The following is a 17,736-nucleotide window of genomic DNA, read 5'->3' on the forward strand; positions in this document are numbered from 1 at the left end:
CCGGGCGGCTTGCCGTTACGCGCGCGGTCGGTGCCAAATGCGTCGAGTGGACGCTTTGACGTGCCCCATTGTCTAGAGAGGAGAAGTCTCATGGTAGTCGCCGTGTACCCGGGCACATTCGACCCGCTGACGCGCGGTCACGAAGACCTCGTGCGGCGTGCGTCGAGCATTTTCGACACGCTGGTGGTGGGCGTTGCCGACAGCCGTAACAAGAAGCCGTTCTTCACGCTGAAGGAGCGCCTCGACATCGCTCATGAAGTGCTCGGGCACTACCCGAACGTTCAGGTGATGAGCTTCAAGGGCCTGCTGAAGGACTTCGTGCGCAGCAACAACGCCCGGGTGATCGTGCGTGGCCTGCGCGCCGTGTCGGACTTCGAATACGAGTTTCAGATGGCCGGCATGAACCGCTATCTGCTGCCCGACGTCGAAACCATGTTCATGACGCCGTCCGATCAGTATCAGTTCATCTCCGGCACCATCGTGCGTGAAATCGCGCAATTGGGCGGCGATGTCAGCAAATTTGTGTTCCCGTCGGTCGAAAAATGGCTGAAAGAGAAGGTCGCCGCGCTGGATACCAGCGGCGAGGCGTCGGCGGGACAACCGTAACCGGCGTAAACTGTCGGTTTGACGGATCAAAGCCGGCTGCGGCCGGCGCGAAGTGAGAGAAGTATGGCCTTGATGATTACCGACGAGTGCATCAATTGCGACGTGTGCGAGCCCGAGTGCCCGAATGACGCGATTTCGATGGGCCCGGAAATCTATGTGATCGACCCGAAGAAATGCACCGAGTGCGTCGGCCATTTCGACGAGCCGCAGTGTATTCAGGTGTGTCCGGTGGAGTGCATTCCGCGCGATCCCGAGCATCTCGAAACGCCCGATGGGTTGATGGCGAAGTACCACGCGCTGGTGGCGGCGAAAGAGGCGTGATCGCTTTGAATTAACTCAAGGCGCGAATGGATGAACGGCGAGGCTTGGGCCTCGCCGTTTGCTTTTGGGGTTGCGCTTTTGCCACCGCGCAGAGCCTTGTCGGTCGCTTACCCGATGTAAGCCCCGAAAATATCGCGCAGCGCGGCCAGCAGAATGTCGCATTCGGCGTCGGTACCCACCGAGATCCGCAGATGCTGATCGATTCGCGGCGCCTTGAAATGGCGCACGAAAATGTCCCTTTCCCTGAGTCGCAACGCGAGCGTGGCGGCGTCGTAACCCTCATGGCGCGCGAACAGCAGATTCGCCGCCGACGGCACCACCTCGAAGCCCAGCGCGGTCAGTCCCCCGGCCAGCCGCTCGCGGCTCGCGATCACCTTGGCGCAACTGTCGCGAAACCACGCGTCGTCTTCGTAGGCCGCGGTAGCGGCGGCCTGGGCCAGCCGGTCGAGCGGATAAGAGTTGAAGCTGTCCTTCACGCGGTTAAGCGCGTCGATCAGCGCGGGATGGCCGAATGCAAAGCCGACGCGCATACCGGCAAGCGAGCGCGACTTCGACACGGTCTGAACGACCAGCAGATTGGAATAACGGTCGAGTAGCGCGATGGCCGACTCAGCGCCGAAATCCACGTAGGCCTCGTCGATCACCACGACGGAATCGGTGTTTCGCGCGACCAGGCGCTCGATATCGGCAAGCGGCAGCGGACGGCCCGTCGGCGCATTCGGATTCGGAAGCAGGACACCGCCGTTCGGCGTCGCGTAATCGTCGACGTGAATGGCGAAGCTGTCGTCGAGCGCAATGGTTGTGTAGTCCACCTCGAACAGCCGCGCGTAGGTCGGATAAAAGCTGTAGGTGATATCCGGGAACAGCAAGGGCTTGTCGTGCTTGAGCAGCGCCTGAAAGGTGAGCGCGAGCACTTCGTCCGAGCCGTTGCCCACGAAAATCTGCTCGGCGCGGATGCCATGATGCGCGGCCACGGTTTCGCGCAATTTGAGCGCCGTCGGATCCGGATAACGCCGCAAAGACTCGCCGGCGTCGCCCAACTCCCGGCGGATCGCCTCGACCACGCGCGGCGACGGCGGATAGGGATTCTCGTTGGTATTCAGCTTCACCGGATGCGCGGCGGCAGGCTGTTCGCCAGGCACATACGGCGTCAGGCGATGAACGACGTCACTCCAGTAGCGGCTCAAGCGATTCTCCTATCGAGGCGATGTAGCGTGAAACCCGATGCGAGCGGGACGAGACGAGTCGGCCCATATCTGGTCGCATCAAGTCAGGTCAGGTCAGCGATCGGTCACGGATTGCGATGCAGTTGTGTCATTGCCCGTTCCAGTTCACCTTTGATGATCTGGGGCATGACAGCGAGAGCGCGTTCGACCGACGCATCGATCACGTCCTGCTCTTCACGCCGCGGCGGCTTCAGCACGTAATTGGCGACATCCGGCTTGGCGCCGGCCCGCGCGCTTTCGGGAATCAGGTCACGCGGATGCCCGATGCCGATCCTCAGCCGCCAATATTGCTGCGACGACAAATGCGCGGAGATGTCCTTCAGACCGTTATGGCCGCCGCTGCCGCCGCCCAGTTTCAGCTTGACGCTGCCGGGTGGCATGTCGAGCTCGTCGTGCGCGACCAGAATCTCGTCGGGAAGAATTTTGAAGAACTGCGCCACCGCCACCACCGATTGACCCGAGCGGTTCATATAAGTCTGCGGTTCCAGCAGATGCACTTCCTCGCCGTGCAACCGCGCCTTTGCGTAGAAACCGTGGAAGCGCCGCTCGTCGCGCAGCGTCGTCCCTGCTTCGCGCGCCAATTGATCGACCAGCCAGAAGCCGGCGTTGTGGCGCGTCGCGGTGTATTCGGCGCCCGGATTGCCGAGCCCGACGATCAGCTTGATCATGATTGCGTTGGTCCGTCTGGCCCGGAAGCGGAATGCCGCCGCGCCGAAAAAAAAGCGAAAAAAAACCCGCCGGGGCGAACCTCGGCGGGTCACGTCGACCGTCTCATTGAAACGGATCGGGAGGATTACTTGTTCTTTGCCTGAGGTGCCCTTAAGCAGCCGGCGTTTCGCCTTCAGCAGCAGCGGCAGCGTCGCCTTCAGCGATTGCGCCAGCCGGGATCGTTGCAGCAGCGACCACCGGGTTTTCTGCTTCGACGTGAGCAACCAGCGACACACCTGCCGGCAGCTTGATGTCTTTAGCGTGAACCGAGTGACCTGCTTCGATCGTTGCCAGATCAACTTCGAGGAATTCCGGCAGTGCCGACGGCAGGCACTCGATTTCCAGTTCATTGATGACGTGCGAGATCACCGCGCTCGACAGCTTGACTGCCGGGTTCGATTCCTGGTTCATGAAGTGCAGCGGCACCTTGGTGTGCAGCTTCTTCTTCGCGTCGACACGTTGGAAGTCCACGTGCAGCACGAGCTGACGGAACGGGTGGTATTGCACGTCGCGCAGCAGAACCTGTTGCGACTTGCCGGCCACTTCCAATTCGAGGATCGACGAGTGGAAAACTTCTTTCTTCAGCGCGTGCCACAGCGCGTTGTGGTCCAGTTCGACCAATTGCGTTTCAGCACTAGCGCCATATACGATACCCGGGGTCTTACCCGCGACACGCAGGCGGCGGCTCGCACCCGTACCTTGCAAAGAACGCTCGAAAGCGACTACTTTCATGTTGAATCTCCAATGCACTGCCCGCGACCAGGCAGTAAAAACGGGGCCTCCAAGCCAATATGGCTGAGGCCCCAGAGCGGCGGCACAAACCTTCGTTCGTTCATGCCGATTGTGCAAAAGCGCCGCAGACCGCCGGAAGCGGCGCGCGGCGCCTTCGCAAATACTTAACTTTCAGCGAACAGTGACATGACCGAGTCGCCGCGGCGAATCCGCGAGAACGTTTCGGCCAGCAAACCGGCGCTGGTCAGCGAACGGATCTTTGCGCACGAGCGGGCTTCTTCGCCGAGCGGGATCGTGTCCGTGACAACCAGTTCGTCGAGTGCGGAAGCCGCGATACGCTCGCCTGCACCGCCCGACAGAACCGGGTGGGTAGCGTAAGCGAACACCTGCTTCGCACCGCGTTCTTTCAAAACCTGAGCTGCCTTGCAGAGCGTACCGGCGGTGTCGACCATGTCGTCCATGATCACGCAGGTACGGCCTTCGACTTCACCGATGATGTTCATCACTTCGGCAATGTTCGCCTTCGGGCGACGTTTGTCGATGATGGCAAGATCGCAATTCAGTTGCTTCGCCAAAGCCCGGGCACGCACCACGCCGCCGACGTCCGGCGAAACGACCAGCAGGTTCTCGTAGTTCTGCTTGCGCAGATCGCCGAGCAGCACGGGCGTAGCGTAGATATTGTCGACGGGGATGTCGAAGAAACCTTGAATCTGGTCAGCGTGCAGATCCATCGTGATGATCCGCTCGACGCCGGCGATTTCCAGCATGTTCGCCACGATCTTCGCCGAAATGGCGACGCGCGCGGAACGCGGGCGACGATCTTGACGGGCATAACCGAAGTAGGGGATGGCTGCGGTGATCCGGCCTGCGGATGCGCGTTTGAGCGCATCGACCATGATCATCAGTTCCATCAGGTTGTCGTTCGCTGGTGCGCATGTGGACTGCAGGACGAAGACATCCTTGCCACGCACGTTTTCCTGAATCTCGACCTGGATTTCACCGTCCGAGAAACGGCTAACCATTGCTTTGCCGAGGGGAATACCGAGGATTTTGACGACTTCCTGTGCAAGCGCGGGATTTGCGTTGCCAGTAAAAACCATCAGGCCGTCATGGCTGCTCATCGTGCACCTACTTCAGGCTGGGGGCGAGGGAAATGCGAGAATTTTTGGCAGGGGAGGAAGGAGTCGAACCTTCGAATGCCGGAATCAAAATCCGGTGCCTTAACCAACTTGGCGACTCCCCTACACTAACTTTGAGCCCCGCCGAACGTGGAGTTTCGTTCGACGACGCAAAACTATGACGCGAAAGTAAAGAGTGGATGTTGCTCTAGACTGGCGGCCACTGCACTGTTCCATTCGCCGGGCAGATTGGCTTGCGCAGCCTCTGCCTCAACTTTACTACGGAACGCTGCAAAGACACTTGCACCTGATCCAGACATCCGCGCTGGCGCGACGTTTTCAAACCATCGCAACACTTGCGCTACTTCCGCGTACTTCCCTACGACAACCTGCTGCATGTCATTCCGGCCAAAACTTTCCGGCCATTCAGTGTTGCAGCTAAGTTCTGCAGGAAAGTCCGTAATTATGAGAGGTTTCGAATCTCTTGTCAACGCTTTTTCGGAAAAAATCGCTGCAGTGGGAACCTGAACTCTCGGCGTCACTACTAGGAAATGGCGCGGCGGCAATTGTACAACGTCTAATGCTTCTCCGACACCCTCTGCGAACGCATTTTTTCCAAAAACAAAGAAAGGTACGTCCGCGCCGAGTTTCAGCGCCAGCTCCTGCAGTTCCAGGCGGGGTAGATCGAGCTTCCACAGGCGGTTCAGCGCAAGCAGCGTAGTCGCCGCGTCGGAACTGCCGCCGCCGAGGCCGGCGCCCATCGGCAGGCGCTTGTCGATTTCGATGTCGACGCCTTCGTGCGAGCCCGTATGCGCCTTCAACAGCGTTGCGGCGCGTACCGTGAGGTCGTGTTCCGCCGGTACGTCGGCGATCTCGGTGCTGCGCGTGATCAATCCGTCGTCGCGGCGCTTGAAGTGCAGCGTGTCGCCCCAGTCGAGCAACTGGAAGACCGTTTGCAGCGTGTGATAGCCGTCCGGCCGACGGCCCGTGATGTGCAGGAAGAGGTTGAGTTTCGCGGGCGCGAGGCAATCGCGTAGCGAATCGGTGGTTTCAATCATGAGTCATTCGAGGCTACGTGCGCCAGGGCGGCGCTAAAAACAAGGCCGCGCGACGACATCAGTCGACGCGCGGCGCGGGTCGAGACGTTACTGATCCAGTACGAGCTTGATGTCGAGCGGCGGCTCCGAGCGGCTGAGGTTCAGGCGCTTCACGCCGTTGGCCGGGGCGTCGGCATACGCAAGGTAGTCGATCGTCCAGCCGTCCTGAGTGATCTGCTTCAAACGCGACGGCTGGTCCGGATCCTTCTCGGTTTTGGCGCGCGAAGTCGGCGCCGGCGACGGTTGCAGCCAATAACGCAGCCCTTCGACCGGCAACGCAAAGCCAAGCGCGTTCTGCATCAACGTGGAGACGCTATCCGCGGTGAGCGGCTGTTTGTTCGGCAGTTCGAGCGTGGCCGAAGCCGGTGACGACGTCACGATTGCCAACGTCTGGCCGAGCGGATTGCGTAACTGCAGGGTCACGGTGTCGCCGGTTTCCTGCCACACGAAGTTGCCGTACGCGTTGCGCTGCTGGCCGTTCTGATCGTTGTACTGGATCGCGAACCGGCCTTGATAAGCGCGACTGGTCTGCGCGGTCACGGAAGTTGCCGCGTTCGACGTGGACGGCCCTTTCGGCGTGACCGATGCACAACCGGACAACGCCACAGCCGCCGCTGCTGCGAATCCGAGCGCCGCGCCACGCGGCGCCCGGGTAAAGGAAAGCAAACGGGAAAGACGCATCAAAGATCGTTCACCTGCAGTCGTTGGAGCGTTTTGACCAGCGTGTCGTTGTCCGGTTCGAGCTTGCGGGCGTCGCGGAAAGCCGCGCGTGCCTGGTCTTGCGCACCGGTTTTCCACAACACTTCGCCGAGATGCGCGCCGATTTCGGCGTTCGGCTGGATGTCGTATGCCTTGCGCAGCAGCTTGATCGCGTCCGTCGTATCGCCCATGCGGTATTTGACCCAGCCGACGCTGTCCATGATGAACGCGTCGTTAGGCGCCAGCGAAGACGCCTTCTCGACCAGCTTGTCCGCTTCCGGCAGACGCTGACCGCGATCGGCGAGCGAATAACCGAGTGCGTTGTATGCCTGGGGATTGTCCGGCTGCGTCTGGATCAGCTTGCGCAGTTGCGCTTCCATCACGTCGTAATGGCCGGTTTTTTCGGCGGCCATGGCGTAGTCGTAGGTCAGGTCGGGATCGTCGGGGAAGTTCGCCGTGGCCTGCTGCAGGCGCGATTCCGCCTCCGGGTAGCGCTTCGCGTCGAACAGGATCGCCGCGTCGGTGCGGGCGATCAGCGCCTGGTCACGCGGATCCTGCGCCGGCAACGTGGCCAGCAGCTTGCGTGCGTCGTCGGTCTTGCCTTGCTTGGCGAGCAACTGGGCACGCGTGATCTGCGCCGGCACGTATTGCTGGCTCTGCGGCGAAATCTTGTTCAGCCAGTCGCCCGCGGCCGCTTCGTTCTTCTGTTCGAGCGACAACTGCGCCAGATAGATATATGCCTGACCTGGATCAGCGCCCGGCGTTTTCTCGGCCTGCTGCGCGTATTGCGTCAGATAGGTTTGCGCGTCGGTGAAATTCTTCTGCTGGATCTTGATCAACGCGAGCGCCATGAGCGGCGTGAGATCTTTCGCGTCGTTCTTGTGCATGATCTCGAACTGCTTCTGCGCGTCGTCCAGACGGTCGCTTGCAAGGTACATCTGCGCGAGCGCGAGACGCGCGTCATGCGATTTCGGATTCTGCTGCACGTACTTTTCGAGCGACGCAATGCCTTCCTTGCGCTCTTCCGGGCCCATTTGCGACAGCATCAACGCGGCCGGCAGGTAATCCGGCTTGAGCGTGAGCGCCTGTTCGAGCGACTTGCGCGCGCCCGGCGCGTCGTCAGCCTGAATCTGCTGCCGCGCGATAGCCAGTTGCGCCTCGGGCCGGTCCATGTCGTTCTTCAACAGATCCTGCAGCACGTGCAGCCCGCCGACGCGATTCGGTCCGCGCGAGAGCAGCAACTGCAACGCCAGAATCGCGCTGCCGCGATTTTCGGCGGGTACCTTGGTGAGTTCGCGGGCGAGGATCGGCTCGGCGTCGTCAGGCTTGCCGGACAACACGAGCAGCGACGCGTCGAGTTGCGCGGCGCGTTCCGAACTCGGCGCATACTGCTGCCACAACTGCGCGGCCGCCAAGGCGTCCGACGGGCTCTGCGCGGCCAGCGCGATTTCGGTGGCGCGCTGCGCCATGCGCGGATCGTGCGTGTCGCGCGCGAGCGCAAGGTAGGTCTGGTAGGCGGGTGCAGGCTGATCGCGTTGCAACGCGACTTCGGCGGCAAGCACCTGGAATACGATCTGACTTGTCAGCGGTACATTCGGCAACGACTTCTGGTCTTCCGCCGACGCGGGCCCAAGCGGGTCCGGCAGGGTGACCGACGTGTCGTCCGAGTCCGGGGACGGGTCCTGCGCGTGCGCGGGCACGGCGGCCAGTGCCCAGACCGCGAGCGCGGCCGCACCTAGCATCCGGCGGGCGGACACGGCGTGAGGCACGCGGGATGCGCTAGCCGGGCGCTTCGAAAACAGCTTCACGAAGGACAAGTTCATGGAAATCCGTTCAATGTTTCGGACGATTGTAACGCGCTCGCTACAATACGCGCACAACCACTCACGCAAGTTGCAGACCAGTTAGACATGCCAGAGTTGCCAGAAGTTGAGGTTACCCGACGGGGAATCGAACCGTACGTGTCCGGCCGCAAGGTTGAGCGCGTCGACATCCGTACGCCCGCGCTGCGCTGGCCGATTCCGGCCGAGCTTGCGAAAACCTTGCGCGGCCATGTGGTCCGTCAGGTCGAGCGGCGCGGCAAGTACCTGCTGTTCGAAATCGACGCGGGCTGGTTCATTGTGCATCTTGGCATGACTGGCACGCTGCGGGTGCTGCGCCGCGTGCCACATCCGCCGGCCGCGGCAAAACATGATCACGTCGACTGGATTTTCGACGAATTCATTCTGCGTTATCGCGATCCCCGGCGCTTTGGCGCGGTGCTATGGCATTCGCGCGAAGCCGGCGACGTGCTCGAGCATCCGCTGCTCGCCGGGCTTGGCGTCGAGCCGTTTTCGCCGGCATTTTCCGGCGCGCTGATGCATCGTCTCACGCGCGGACGCAAGGTGTCGGTGAAACAGGCACTGCTGGCCGGCGAAATCGTGGTTGGCGTAGGAAATATCTATGCGTCGGAGAGTCTGTTTCGCGCCGGCATCCGGCCGACCACGGCGGCGGGCCGCGTCTCGCTGGTGCGCTACGACCTGCTCGCCGACGCCGTACGCGTGACGCTCGCCGCGGCGATCGAGAAGGGCGGCAGCACACTGCGCGATTTCGTCGGTAGCAATGGGGAAAGCGGGTACTTTCAACTCGACTATTTCGTCTATGATCGCGCGGGGCTGCCGTGCCGCGTGTGTGGAACGCCGATCAAACAGATCGTGCAGGGGCAGCGCTCCACGTATTTCTGTCCCACCTGTCAGCGTTAATTCCTCAATGCCTTCTCGCTTAACACCGCGTTCGAGTTCGTCCGCTGCGCCTCAAACCGCCTTCCCGGTCATGTCCGATTTTTCCGCGCGGCTGATCGCGTGGCAGCGTCAGCATGGGCGTCACGATCTGCCGTGGCAGAACACGCGCGACCCGTATCGCATCTGGCTGTCGGAAATCATGTTGCAGCAGACCCAGGTGTCGACGGTGATTCCGTACTACGCGAAGTTTCTCGCGCGTTGTCCCGATGTCGCCGCGCTCGCCGCCGCGCCGGTCGACGACGTCATGGCACTGTGGGCCGGCCTCGGCTATTACACGCGTGCGCGCAATCTGCATCGCTGCGCGCAAACCGTCGTCGAGCGGCATGGCGGCGCGTTTCCGGCTTCGGTCGAAGAACTCGCGGAGCTGCCGGGCATTGGCCGCTCCACGGCGGCGGCTATCGCGTCGTTCGCGTTCGGCGCGCGCGCGACGATTCTCGACGGCAATGTGAAGCGTGTGCTGGCGCGGGTGTTCGGTGTCGAAGGTTTCACCGGCGAAAAGAAAGTCGAAAACGCCATGTGGACGCTGGCGGAATCGCTGCTGCCGCTCAACGCGTCGGACGACGAAGTCAGCGCCTATACGCAAGGTCTGATGGATCTCGGCGCCACGCTGTGCGTGCGCGGCAAGCCCGATTGCCTGCGCTGCCCGTATGCGGTCGACTGCGTGGCCAACGTGACGGGACGTCAGCGCGAACTGCCCACGGCGCGTCCGAAGAAAACCGTGCCGACGCGGCGCACCTGGATGCTGGTGCTGCGCGACGGCAATGCGGTGATGCTTGAGAAGCGGCCGCCGTCGGGCATCTGGGGCGGCTTGTGGAGCTTGCCCGAAGCCGCCGACGAAGCCGCGCTCGCCGAGCGTGCGCGCGCGTTCGGCGGCGACGGTGCGGTGTCGCCGCTGGCGCCGCTCACGCATGTGTTCACGCACTTCAAGCTGGATATCGAGCCACGGCTCGCCGAGTTGGATCGCGAGGTAGGCGCACCGGCCGTGCTGGGCGACGCGGACACCGCGTGGGTCGCGTTGAGCGATCTCGATTCGTTCGGTGTGCCGGCGCCGGTGCGCAAGCTGCTGGACGGCTTGCAGGGTTCGTTGATCTGATCAATCGCCGGCGGGCGGCGGCTTGAGCGTCTGTCTGCCGGGAACGGATTCCCTTAGCGCCGGCTTTGCAACCCGCTCAAAGCAGTTGATGCTGCTGCATGTAGTGATGAACCACGTCGATCCGTGCGCCGGCGTCCTGCAATTCCATCAATTTCTGACGCGCGCGCAACGCGATCGGCAGCACTTCGGCGAGCCGGTTCGATACCCACGAAGGATCTTCGAGCCTGAACGGTTCGGCGAACGGCAGGCTGTCGGCGTCACGCTCACGGATCGTCGCGATGATCCGCTCGAGCACCTCCGCACACGCGCCGAATTTGGCCAGCAGTTCATTGCCCTCGAGCGGCATGTCTTCGCCGAGCGGTTCGGCCATGCCCACCAGCAAGCCGTTGTGTTCCACCCGATGCGACAGCAGCCGGAAGCGCCGCGTGCCGCGCGCGCGAATCAGCAGCATGCCGAAGGCTTCGACATCGCACTCTTCGATGTCGGCCAGACAGCCGATTGTTTCGGGTATCGAAGGCTCTTCGCTACGCGCGACCTCTGCGCCGCTTTTCAGCAGACAGACGCCGAACGGCGTTTTCTCACGCAGACAGTCGCGCGCCATGTCGAGATAGCGCGCTTCGAAGATCTTCAACGGCAGCAGACCGTCGGGAAACAGCACCGTATGCAGCGGAAACAGCGGCACATCGGCAAGCACAGTAGAAGTAGATGACATGGCGCAACGCTTCGAATTAAGGCCGCGCGATGCGGCCGGTTAAGCCACTAACTTCGATGATGCGCTGGCGTCGACCGGCGCATCGCGGTGCCGCACAATAATATTCGCCGAGCCTGCGAGACGCGCGGCAAGCGTCTCCGCGATGAACACCGAACGGTGCTGGCCACCCGTGCAACCGATCGCGACGGTCAGATAACTGCGGTTGTCGTCGCGGAAATGCGGGAGCCACTTGGCGAGAAACTTCTCGATGTCGTCGATCATTTCATGCACGACCGGCAACGCATCGAGAAAATCCATTACCGGTTTGTCGAGGCCGGTGAGCGGCCGCAATTCGTGATCGTAATACGGGTTCGGCAAGGTGCGCACGTCGAATACGAAATCGGCGTCGAGCGGCACGCCGCGCTTGAAGCCGAACGATTCGAACATCAGCACGAGCCCCGCATCTTCCTGCTCGATGAAGCGCTTGACCCACGCGCGCAATACGTTCGCGCGCAGATTGCTGGTGTCGATCTGATGGCCGAACTCCGCGAGACCCGAGACGAATTCGCGTTCACGTTCGATCGCTTCCGCGAGCGAGGTGAGCAGACCGACGTCCGCGTCGTGCGCGGTGGAACCGGATAGCGGATGGCGGCGGCGTGTTTCGGAAAAGCGCTGAATCAGCGACTGCGTACTGGCGTTCAGGAAGAGAACGCGTACGTCGTGAGCGCGCGACAGGTCGCGGATCATCGCGGGCATGTCGTCGAGCGAGGCGCTCGAACGGGCGTCGATGGCGACCGCGAGGCGGTCGTGCCCGCCTTCGGCGAGGTACGACGCCAGTTGCGGCAGGAAGCGCGGCGGCAAATTGTCGACGCAGTAATAGCCCGCGTCTTCAAGCGCGTTCAAGGCGACTGACTTGCCGGAGCCGGATATACCGGTGATCAGGATTATGCGCATGGAATCGTCAAAACCGTACATTTCATCATAGCATCTGGTCCCCAGGCTCGTAGCTGCGGCCTGCCGTGGACGGCGGATGCGTCACGGTGTCGCGCGGTGTGCCTGGTGTCGCGAACTCAGATCAGTTTGCCGGGAAACTGGCTGTCGGGGTCTTGCATGGCGAGGCGCTGACGATCCATGAAGTCGCGCAGCGTGTCGATGCCGCGCAGTTGCAGGATCGTGTTGCGCACCGCCGCCTCGACCAGCACCGCGAGATTTCGGCCGGCGGCCACCTGAATCGTGACCTTGCTGATCGGCAGGCCGAGCACATCGACGGTTTGGCTTTCCAACGGCAGGCGCTGGAATTCACCGTCGGGACGACGCACGAGTTGCACGATCAGCTTCAGCTTCATTTTTCGCCGCACAGCGGTTTCACCGAAGATCGTCTTGATGTCGAGCAGGCCGAGGCCGCGTACTTCGAGCAGATTTTGCAGCAGCGGCGGGCAACGGCCTTCGACGAAATCCGGGCCGAGGCGTACGAAGTCCACGGCGTCGTCGGCGACGAGGCCGTGGCCGCGGCTGATCAACTCCAGCCCGAGTTCGCTCTTGCCGAGGCCCGAGTCGCCGGTGAGCAGCACGCCCATGCCGAGAATGTCGAGAAACACGCCGTGCAGCGTGGCGCGCGGCGCGAGAATGCGCGACATGTACAAACGCAGGCTGTCGATCACCGCGGCGGCGGACATGGGCGTGGTGAAGAGCGGTGTGGACGAGCGCGTGCAGCGCAGCACCAGTTCCGGCGGTGCGGCAACGCCGCCCGCCACCACCAGAAACGGCGGCTCCAACGCGATCAGCTCGGCCATGTGGCGCGAGCGGTCTTCGTCGGTCTGGCGTTTGTAGTAGTCGATTTCGGCGTCGCCGAGCACCTGGATCCGGTTCGGGTGGATCAGGTTCAAGTGGCCGACAAGGTCGGCGCTCGACGTGGCATTAGCGACTGATTCCGAAGAAAAGCCGCGTTCCCAGCCTTCATGGCCCGTCAGCCAGCTCAGTTTCAGCATGGCGGCGTTGTCGTCGAAAATGCTCTGGGCGTTGATGCTGGACGTATCCATGAGTCAGTGACTCCAGTGTGGGCCGCTAGCCCGGCAACCAGGCGGCCGCGTAAACGCGGTCCGCTTCCGTTGCGAGACCTTACCCGCGCGCGGATGGCCACCGCGCATGCGGATCAGCGGCGTGCGGATAACCGCCGCTACATCAAGGTTGCCACTGAGTGAGCAGGCGATGCAATGATTCGCGGTCTTCTTCCGTGTGCAGGCGCTCGCGGGCTTCGCGATCGGACAGCAACTGGGCGATTTCCGAAAGAATTTCGAGGTGCTGCTGGGTGGCCTGTTCGGGCACGAGCAGGAAGATCAGCAGCGAAACCGGCTGACCGTCGGGCGATTCGAAGGGGATGGGTTCGGCAAGACGAACGAACGCGGCGAGCGGCTGCTTCAAGCCTTTGATCCGGCCATGCGGAATCGCGACGCCTTCGCCGAGCCCCGTCGATCCGAGGCGCTCACGCGCAAACAGATTGTCAGTGACCGTGCTACGGGCGATGCCGTTCTGGTTCTCGAAGATCAGGCCCGCTTGCTCGAATACACGTTTCTTGCTGGTGACCGATAGTCCGACGACGACGTTCTCGAGGGGAAGAAATTTGGCTAAACGATTCATGTTGACAGGCGAAAACGTGGCCTGGTTTCTCCTCGCTGGGGCGTTTGATTGGCGTTCCATTCGTTCGATGCTCGCGGCGACGTGCGTTGGAGTCCGAAAGCACAAGACTCCTGCCGACTTACGTTAGCGCTGGCTCGACCCCGATGGTAACCGGAACATTATAGAACAGGGTAGCAACAGATGGTGCGGCGCGCCATCGATGCGCGGCGGGTTTTTGAAGGATCGTTCGAGGTTGCACGATTCTCGCGGGGAACGTGCTCGCACAACGAAAAACCGCCCGGTCTCGGGCGGTTTGGCTAGGGTAGGGAATATGAAGCGGCGCTTCTAATTTGCCCTATTGCGGCGGAACGTCTATCTGCGGCGCCGGCTGATACTTGATCGCCTCATGCGCATGGCCTTGCAGACGATCCTTGTGACGTAACACCTGCCGATCGAGCTTGTCGATCATCAGATCGATCGCAGCGTAGAGGTCGCTGTCACAGCTCTCGACAAAGATGTCCTTGCCCTTCAGATGCAGGTTGATTTCAACCTTTTGACGCTTTTCCTTTTCCTTATGGTTGTCGACCGAGAGGACCACACTGCCGTCGATTACCTGATCGAAATGTCTTAGCACCCTATCCAGTTTGGTGATCACGTATTCGCGCAACGCAGGCGTTACTTCGAGGTGGTGTCCACTGATCTGCAGATTCATAGTGCTTCTCCAAGCTAATGGCCGCTTGTTCCGCACGATGACGTAGGTCCGGTCGATCTGTCGGCTTGCCTGAGTCGCCCCCCGGTGACTGACTTCTGGCAGGTCGCATCGGCCGGCCTGTCCGCCAACTGCGGAGCGGCCGGTAAATGCCCGCCACGGAAGGCGACGGGCTACAGAGACTTGCGCAGGTTGACTGCCGGAATCTTGAGTGCTTCGCGATACTTCGCCACGGTGCGGCGCGCGACCACGAAGCCCTGCTCCGCCAGCAGTTCGGCGATGCGGCTGTCTGAAAGAGGAGATTTCGGGTTTTCCGCTCCTATCAGTTGCTTGATGAGCGCACGGATCGCCGTTGAAGACGCCGCGCCGCCCGTGTCGGTCGAAACGTGTGATCCGAAGAAGTACTTAAATTCAAGCGTCCCGAATGGGGTCAGCATGTATTTACCGGTTGTCACACGCGAGACAGTTGACTCGTGTAGGCCTAGCGTATCAGCAATTTCTCGCAAGACCAAGGGGCGCATCGCAATTTCGCCGTGGACAAAAAAGCTCTTTTGACGTTCCACAATAGCTTGCGCGACCCGCAGAATGGTCTCGAAACGCTGCTGGATATTTTTGATCAGCCAGCGTGCTTCCTGCAGTTGCTGGCGCAACGAACCGCTGCCCGGATCGCCTCGGTTATTACGCAGGATATTGGCGTACAGATGGTTGATGCGCAGCTTCGGCACCACTTCCGGATTCAGTTCGGCCTGCCAACCCTGCGCCGTTTTGCGCACCATGATGTCGGGCACGACGTAGTCCGCTTCGGCCTTGCCGTAGGCGGCGCCGGGGAACGGCTCGAGCGAGCGGATCAGCACATGCGCGTCGCGCAGGTCGTCGTCGTTGGCCTTGAGCTGTTTGCGCAGGCGCGTGAAATCGCGAGCCGCGAGCAGTTCCAGGTGGTGGGCGACGATATCGAGCGCCAACGTACGCGTGGGCGACGTCTCGAGCCGCAGCAATTGCAGCTTGAGACATTCGGACGCAGAGCGTGCGCCCACACCCGCCGGGTCGAAGCTGTGCAGCAGCGCGAGCGCGGCATTCAGTTCGTCGGTATCGACTTCGAGTTCGTCGGGCAGATCGGCCAGCACTTCGTCGAGCGTGGCGGCGAGGTAGCCGTCGTCGTCGAGCGATTCGATCAGGAACGTGATCAGCGCGCGATCGCGTTGACCCGCCTGGGTCACGCGCAATTGCGCCATCAGATGATCGCGCAGCGAGGTGCTGGATTCGTGGATTTGCAGCGGCGGCAGATCGTCGTCGTCCGAGGCGTTGCCGGAGCGGCCGTAGTCGTCGAGATTCCATTGCGACGCGTCGCCGTTACTGTCGCCCGAGAGGCCGTTGTATTCGTCCACGCCTTGCGGTTCGCCGTTCTCGGCGCGCTCGCTGCTGCTCGACGATGACGCCGTATTGCCGCCCATCTGGTCGGGCGGTGTGGACGAATTGGGCGCTTGCGCAATCAGCGAACCGTCCGACGCCACGCGCAACGGGCTCGCGATCCAGTCGTCCTCGTTTTCGAGGAGCGGATTCTGCGAGATCGCCATGGAGACTTCCTGCTGCAGTTCGAGCGTAGACAGCTGAAGCAGCCGGATGGACTGCTGCAGTTGTGGCGTCAGCGCAAGATGCTGCGATAGGCGGAGTTGGAGGCTGGCTTTCATGGCAAATTGAGATTCATTGTAGAGAGTTTGCCACGACCGCGATACATTGCGACATTCGCAATTACGCGTGCGCCCGTTTTCGGCGGCGCCGGGCGCGAACGGCCCAGCTCGGAATGATGATGTGCAGTTGCCGCAAAGGGACCGGCCTATGCGCGTTGGCATAGCCGGCGTGTCCCTTGTGTGCTTACATGCGGAAGTGCTCGCCCAGATAGACGCGCCGCACGCTTTCGTTTTCGATGATGTCGCTCGGTGCACCGGCGGCCAGCACGCTGCCGTCGCTGATGATGTATGCGTGATCGCAGATGCCGAGCGTTTCGCGCACGTTGTGGTCGGTAATCAGCACGCCGATATTGCGTTGCTTCAGAAATTTGACAATCTTCTGGATTTCCAGCACCGCGATCGGGTCGACGCCCGCGAACGGTTCGTCGAGCAGAATGAAGCTCGGATTAGTGGCCAGCGCACGTGCGATCTCAACCCGACGGCGTTCGCCACCCGACAGCGACAGCGCCGGATTCTGCCGCAAATGCGCAATCTGCAACTCATCGAGCAGGGCTTCGGTACGGCTCGTGATGGTGTCTTTGTTCAGCCGCTTGCCGTTGTCTTCGTGCTGCAACTCCAGCACCGCGCGAATGTTTTCCTCGACGGTGAGCTTGCGGAACACCGACGCTTCTTGCGGCAGATACGACAAGCCCAGCGAGGCGCGTTTATGGATCGGCAGCAGGCTGATCGACTTGCCATCCAGATCGATTTCGCCGGCGTCGAGCGGCACGAGGCCGACGATCATATAGAACGAGGTCGTCTTGCCGGCGCCGTTAGGCCCAAGCAGACCGACCACTTCACCGCTTTTCACGTCCAGCGACACGTCTTTGACGACCGTGCGCGAACCATAGCGCTTCTTCAGATTACGTACGACCAGCGAACTGCTGGTGCCGGCCGGCTTGCGATTGGGGAGGGACGCGGAGGTGCTCACTGATTCGGCGCTCCCTGAATCGAGGTGGACGGCGCGAGCGTGGCCGACGCGCCGTTCAGCGGCGCGGCGCCGCCGTTGCGCGGCGACAGCATGGCGCGCACGCGGCCGCTCGGGTTCCCCGGGCCGGCGACGTCCTTGCCCGCCTTGGCGGTGTAGAAGTCGTTCTGGCCGTCATACGTAATGACGCTGCCGTGTACCTGGTCCATCACGGTGGCGAGGCCTTGCAGGCGTTTCACGGTCGCGTTGGTGGTGAGCGTGGTCAGGTCCTGCTTACCGTCGTAGTCGATGCGGATCGCCGTGCCTTCGATGTACTCGTCGAGGCCTTCACGCTTCTGGCGGAAATACGACAGGTTGCCGCCGCTCGACGTACCGGTCGCGTACTGATAACCCTGCGGATCTTGTGTCACTTCGACGCGATCGGCCTTGATCACGATCGTGCCTTTGGTGGCGACCACGTGGCCGGTGAAGATGTTGACCTGCTTGAGGTCGTCGTAAGTCATGTTGTCCGCTTCGACGTTCAGCGGCTTGTCCTTGTCGGCGCGGTCCGCGTGCGCAAGCGGCGCAAAGCCGGCGAGCGGCAACGCGACGAGCAGCGCGGCGAGTCCGGCGCGCCACGCGGACAAAGCGCGCGAGCGGCCGGTATTAAAACGGGGGAACGATTCGTTCATGCAGTCACGCCTGG

Annotated in this window: 19 protein-coding genes and 1 tRNA gene; 4 read left to right on the forward strand and 16 right to left on the reverse strand. The window is 61.9% G+C overall.

The annotated features are described in order from the left end of the window. Window positions 1-90: 90 nt before the first annotated feature. Both coaD and BX591_RS16080 read left to right on the forward strand, forming a co-directional pair. On the forward strand, window positions 91-606 hold the full coding sequence (coaD, locus tag BX591_RS16075) for a pantetheine-phosphate adenylyltransferase (RefSeq protein WP_111932396.1): 516 nt from the start codon (window positions 91-93) through the stop codon (window positions 604-606). 63 nt (window positions 607-669) lie between these two features. Beyond that, window positions 670-927 carry a YfhL family 4Fe-4S dicluster ferredoxin gene (locus BX591_RS16080; RefSeq protein WP_035553594.1) on the forward strand — a complete coding sequence of 86 codons (258 nt, stop codon included), beginning with the start codon at window positions 670-672 and terminating at the stop codon, window positions 925-927. A 107-nt stretch (window positions 928-1,034) separates the two neighbouring features. Here the strand turns inward: BX591_RS16080 and hisC are convergent, their stop codons facing one another. The 8 genes from hisC to BX591_RS16120 form a co-directional block, all read right to left on the reverse strand. Beyond that, window positions 1,035-2,114: a histidinol-phosphate transaminase gene (hisC, locus tag BX591_RS16085; protein WP_111932397.1), complete on the reverse strand. Its 1,080-nt coding sequence runs from the start codon at window positions 2,112-2,114 to the stop codon at window positions 1,035-1,037. Window positions 2,115-2,218: 104 nt separating this feature from the next. Beyond that, a complete protein-coding gene (gene pth / locus BX591_RS16090; RefSeq protein ID WP_111932398.1) occupies window positions 2,219-2,821 on the reverse strand; it encodes an aminoacyl-tRNA hydrolase in 603 nt (200 codons plus the stop codon). Between the two features lie 151 nt (window positions 2,822-2,972). After that, window positions 2,973-3,593, reverse strand: coding sequence for a 50S ribosomal protein L25/general stress protein Ctc (locus BX591_RS16095; protein WP_111932399.1), 621 nt, complete (start codon window positions 3,591-3,593; stop codon window positions 2,973-2,975). 164 nt (window positions 3,594-3,757) lie between these two features. Next, window positions 3,758-4,714: a ribose-phosphate pyrophosphokinase gene (locus tag BX591_RS16100; protein ID WP_035553584.1), complete on the reverse strand. Its 957-nt coding sequence runs from the start codon at window positions 4,712-4,714 to the stop codon at window positions 3,758-3,760. A 45-nt stretch (window positions 4,715-4,759) separates the two neighbouring features. Further along, a tRNA-Gln gene (locus BX591_RS16105) sits at window positions 4,760-4,836 on the reverse strand. Between the two features lie 51 nt (window positions 4,837-4,887). Next, the gene (ispE, locus tag BX591_RS16110; protein ID WP_111932400.1) at window positions 4,888-5,769 is read right to left on the reverse strand and encodes a 4-(cytidine 5'-diphospho)-2-C-methyl-D-erythritol kinase; all 882 of its coding nucleotides are present in this window, start codon (window positions 5,767-5,769) and stop codon (window positions 4,888-4,890) included. 87 nt (window positions 5,770-5,856) lie between these two features. Next, window positions 5,857-6,489, reverse strand: coding sequence for a lipoprotein insertase outer membrane protein LolB (gene lolB, locus BX591_RS16115; RefSeq protein WP_111932401.1), 633 nt, complete (start codon window positions 6,487-6,489; stop codon window positions 5,857-5,859). Continuing rightward, entirely contained in the window at window positions 6,489-8,330 is a 1,842-nt protein-coding gene (locus BX591_RS16120) for a tetratricopeptide repeat protein (RefSeq protein ID WP_111932402.1), read from the reverse strand. The genes lolB and BX591_RS16120 overlap by 1 nt, the downstream gene beginning before the upstream one ends. Before the next feature lie 87 nt (window positions 8,331-8,417). Between BX591_RS16120 and mutM the strand changes: the two genes are divergently transcribed. Both mutM and mutY read left to right on the forward strand, forming a co-directional pair. Continuing rightward, window positions 8,418-9,248, forward strand: a complete 831-nt coding sequence (gene mutM / locus BX591_RS16125; RefSeq protein WP_111932403.1) for a bifunctional DNA-formamidopyrimidine glycosylase/DNA-(apurinic or apyrimidinic site) lyase — start codon at window positions 8,418-8,420, stop codon at window positions 9,246-9,248. Window positions 9,249-9,255: 7 nt separating this feature from the next. Then, window positions 9,256-10,380, forward strand: a complete 1,125-nt coding sequence (mutY, locus tag BX591_RS16130; protein WP_420849386.1) for an A/G-specific adenine glycosylase — start codon at window positions 9,256-9,258, stop codon at window positions 10,378-10,380. Between the two features lie 76 nt (window positions 10,381-10,456). Here mutY and BX591_RS16135 read toward each other — a convergent pair whose 3' ends face one another. From BX591_RS16135 to lptA, 8 genes are all read right to left on the reverse strand, one after another. Further along, complete coding sequence (locus tag BX591_RS16135) at window positions 10,457-11,092, reverse strand: LON peptidase substrate-binding domain-containing protein (RefSeq protein ID WP_111932405.1); 636 nt, start codon at window positions 11,090-11,092, stop codon at window positions 10,457-10,459. 39 nt (window positions 11,093-11,131) lie between these two features. Then, entirely contained in the window at window positions 11,132-12,025 is an 894-nt protein-coding gene (gene rapZ / locus BX591_RS16140; RefSeq protein WP_111932499.1) for an RNase adapter RapZ, read from the reverse strand. A gap of 116 nt (window positions 12,026-12,141) precedes the next feature. Next, the gene (hprK, locus tag BX591_RS16145) at window positions 12,142-13,110 is read right to left on the reverse strand and encodes an HPr(Ser) kinase/phosphatase (RefSeq protein ID WP_012431656.1); all 969 of its coding nucleotides are present in this window, start codon (window positions 13,108-13,110) and stop codon (window positions 12,142-12,144) included. A 142-nt stretch (window positions 13,111-13,252) separates the two neighbouring features. After that, window positions 13,253-13,768, reverse strand: a complete 516-nt coding sequence (locus tag BX591_RS16150; RefSeq protein ID WP_111932406.1) for a PTS sugar transporter subunit IIA — start codon at window positions 13,766-13,768, stop codon at window positions 13,253-13,255. Between the two features lie 274 nt (window positions 13,769-14,042). Continuing rightward, window positions 14,043-14,399 (reverse strand): ribosome hibernation-promoting factor, HPF/YfiA family, encoded by a 357-nt coding sequence (gene hpf / locus BX591_RS16155; RefSeq protein ID WP_035553562.1) that lies wholly within the window; start codon window positions 14,397-14,399, stop codon window positions 14,043-14,045. 170 nt (window positions 14,400-14,569) lie between these two features. After that, entirely contained in the window at window positions 14,570-16,084 is a 1,515-nt protein-coding gene (locus BX591_RS16160) for an RNA polymerase factor sigma-54 (protein WP_111932407.1), read from the reverse strand. 184 nt (window positions 16,085-16,268) lie between these two features. Next, window positions 16,269-17,054, reverse strand: a complete 786-nt coding sequence (lptB, locus tag BX591_RS16165) for an LPS export ABC transporter ATP-binding protein (RefSeq protein ID WP_111932408.1) — start codon at window positions 17,052-17,054, stop codon at window positions 16,269-16,271. Further along, window positions 17,051-17,722 carry a lipopolysaccharide transport periplasmic protein LptA gene (lptA, locus tag BX591_RS16170; protein WP_111932409.1) on the reverse strand — a complete coding sequence of 224 codons (672 nt, stop codon included), beginning with the start codon at window positions 17,720-17,722 and terminating at the stop codon, window positions 17,051-17,053. The genes lptB and lptA overlap by 4 nt, the downstream gene beginning before the upstream one ends. Window positions 17,723-17,736: the final 14 nt, after the last annotated feature.

Origin of the sequence: Paraburkholderia bryophila (assembly GCF_003269035.1) — a bacterium.
Lineage (GTDB): Bacteria > Pseudomonadota > Gammaproteobacteria > Burkholderiales > Burkholderiaceae > Paraburkholderia > Paraburkholderia bryophila.

Bases quoted from the DNA above. Each gene is read 5' to 3' on its own strand.
- pth (WP_111932398.1), bottom strand. From the start codon at position 2,821: ATGATCAAGCTGATCGTCGGGCTCGGCAATCCGGGCGCCGAATACACC.
- rapZ (WP_111932499.1), bottom strand. From the start codon at position 12,025: ATGCGCATAATCCTGATCACCGGTATATCCGGCTCCGGCAAGTCAGTC.
- lptA (WP_111932409.1), bottom strand. From the start codon at position 17,722: ATGAACGAATCGTTCCCCCGTTTTAATACCGGCCGCTCGCGCGCTTTG.
- ispE (WP_111932400.1), bottom strand. From the start codon at position 5,769: ATGATTGAAACCACCGATTCGCTACGCGATTGCCTCGCGCCCGCGAAA.
- lolB (WP_111932401.1), bottom strand. From the start codon at position 6,489: ATGCGTCTTTCCCGTTTGCTTTCCTTTACCCGGGCGCCGCGTGGCGCG.
- BX591_RS16100 (WP_035553584.1), bottom strand. From the start codon at position 4,714: ATGAGCAGCCATGACGGCCTGATGGTTTTTACTGGCAACGCAAATCCC.
- BX591_RS16135 (WP_111932405.1), bottom strand. From the start codon at position 11,092: ATGTCATCTACTTCTACTGTGCTTGCCGATGTGCCGCTGTTTCCGCTG.
- hpf (WP_035553562.1), bottom strand. From the start codon at position 14,399: ATGAATCTGCAGATCAGTGGACACCACCTCGAAGTAACGCCTGCGTTG.
- hprK (WP_012431656.1), bottom strand. From the start codon at position 13,110: ATGGATACGTCCAGCATCAACGCCCAGAGCATTTTCGACGACAACGCC.
- BX591_RS16160 (WP_111932407.1), bottom strand. From the start codon at position 16,084: ATGAAAGCCAGCCTCCAACTCCGCCTATCGCAGCATCTTGCGCTGACG.
- BX591_RS16080 (WP_035553594.1), top strand. From the start codon at position 670: ATGGCCTTGATGATTACCGACGAGTGCATCAATTGCGACGTGTGCGAG.
- BX591_RS16150 (WP_111932406.1), bottom strand. From the start codon at position 13,768: ATGGAACGCCAATCAAACGCCCCAGCGAGGAGAAACCAGGCCACGTTT.
- mutM (WP_111932403.1), top strand. From the start codon at position 8,418: ATGCCAGAGTTGCCAGAAGTTGAGGTTACCCGACGGGGAATCGAACCG.
- BX591_RS16095 (WP_111932399.1), bottom strand. From the start codon at position 3,593: ATGAAAGTAGTCGCTTTCGAGCGTTCTTTGCAAGGTACGGGTGCGAGC.
- coaD (WP_111932396.1), top strand. From the start codon at position 91: ATGGTAGTCGCCGTGTACCCGGGCACATTCGACCCGCTGACGCGCGGT.
- BX591_RS16120 (WP_111932402.1), bottom strand. From the start codon at position 8,330: ATGAACTTGTCCTTCGTGAAGCTGTTTTCGAAGCGCCCGGCTAGCGCA.
- mutY (WP_420849386.1), top strand. From the start codon at position 9,256: ATGCCTTCTCGCTTAACACCGCGTTCGAGTTCGTCCGCTGCGCCTCAA.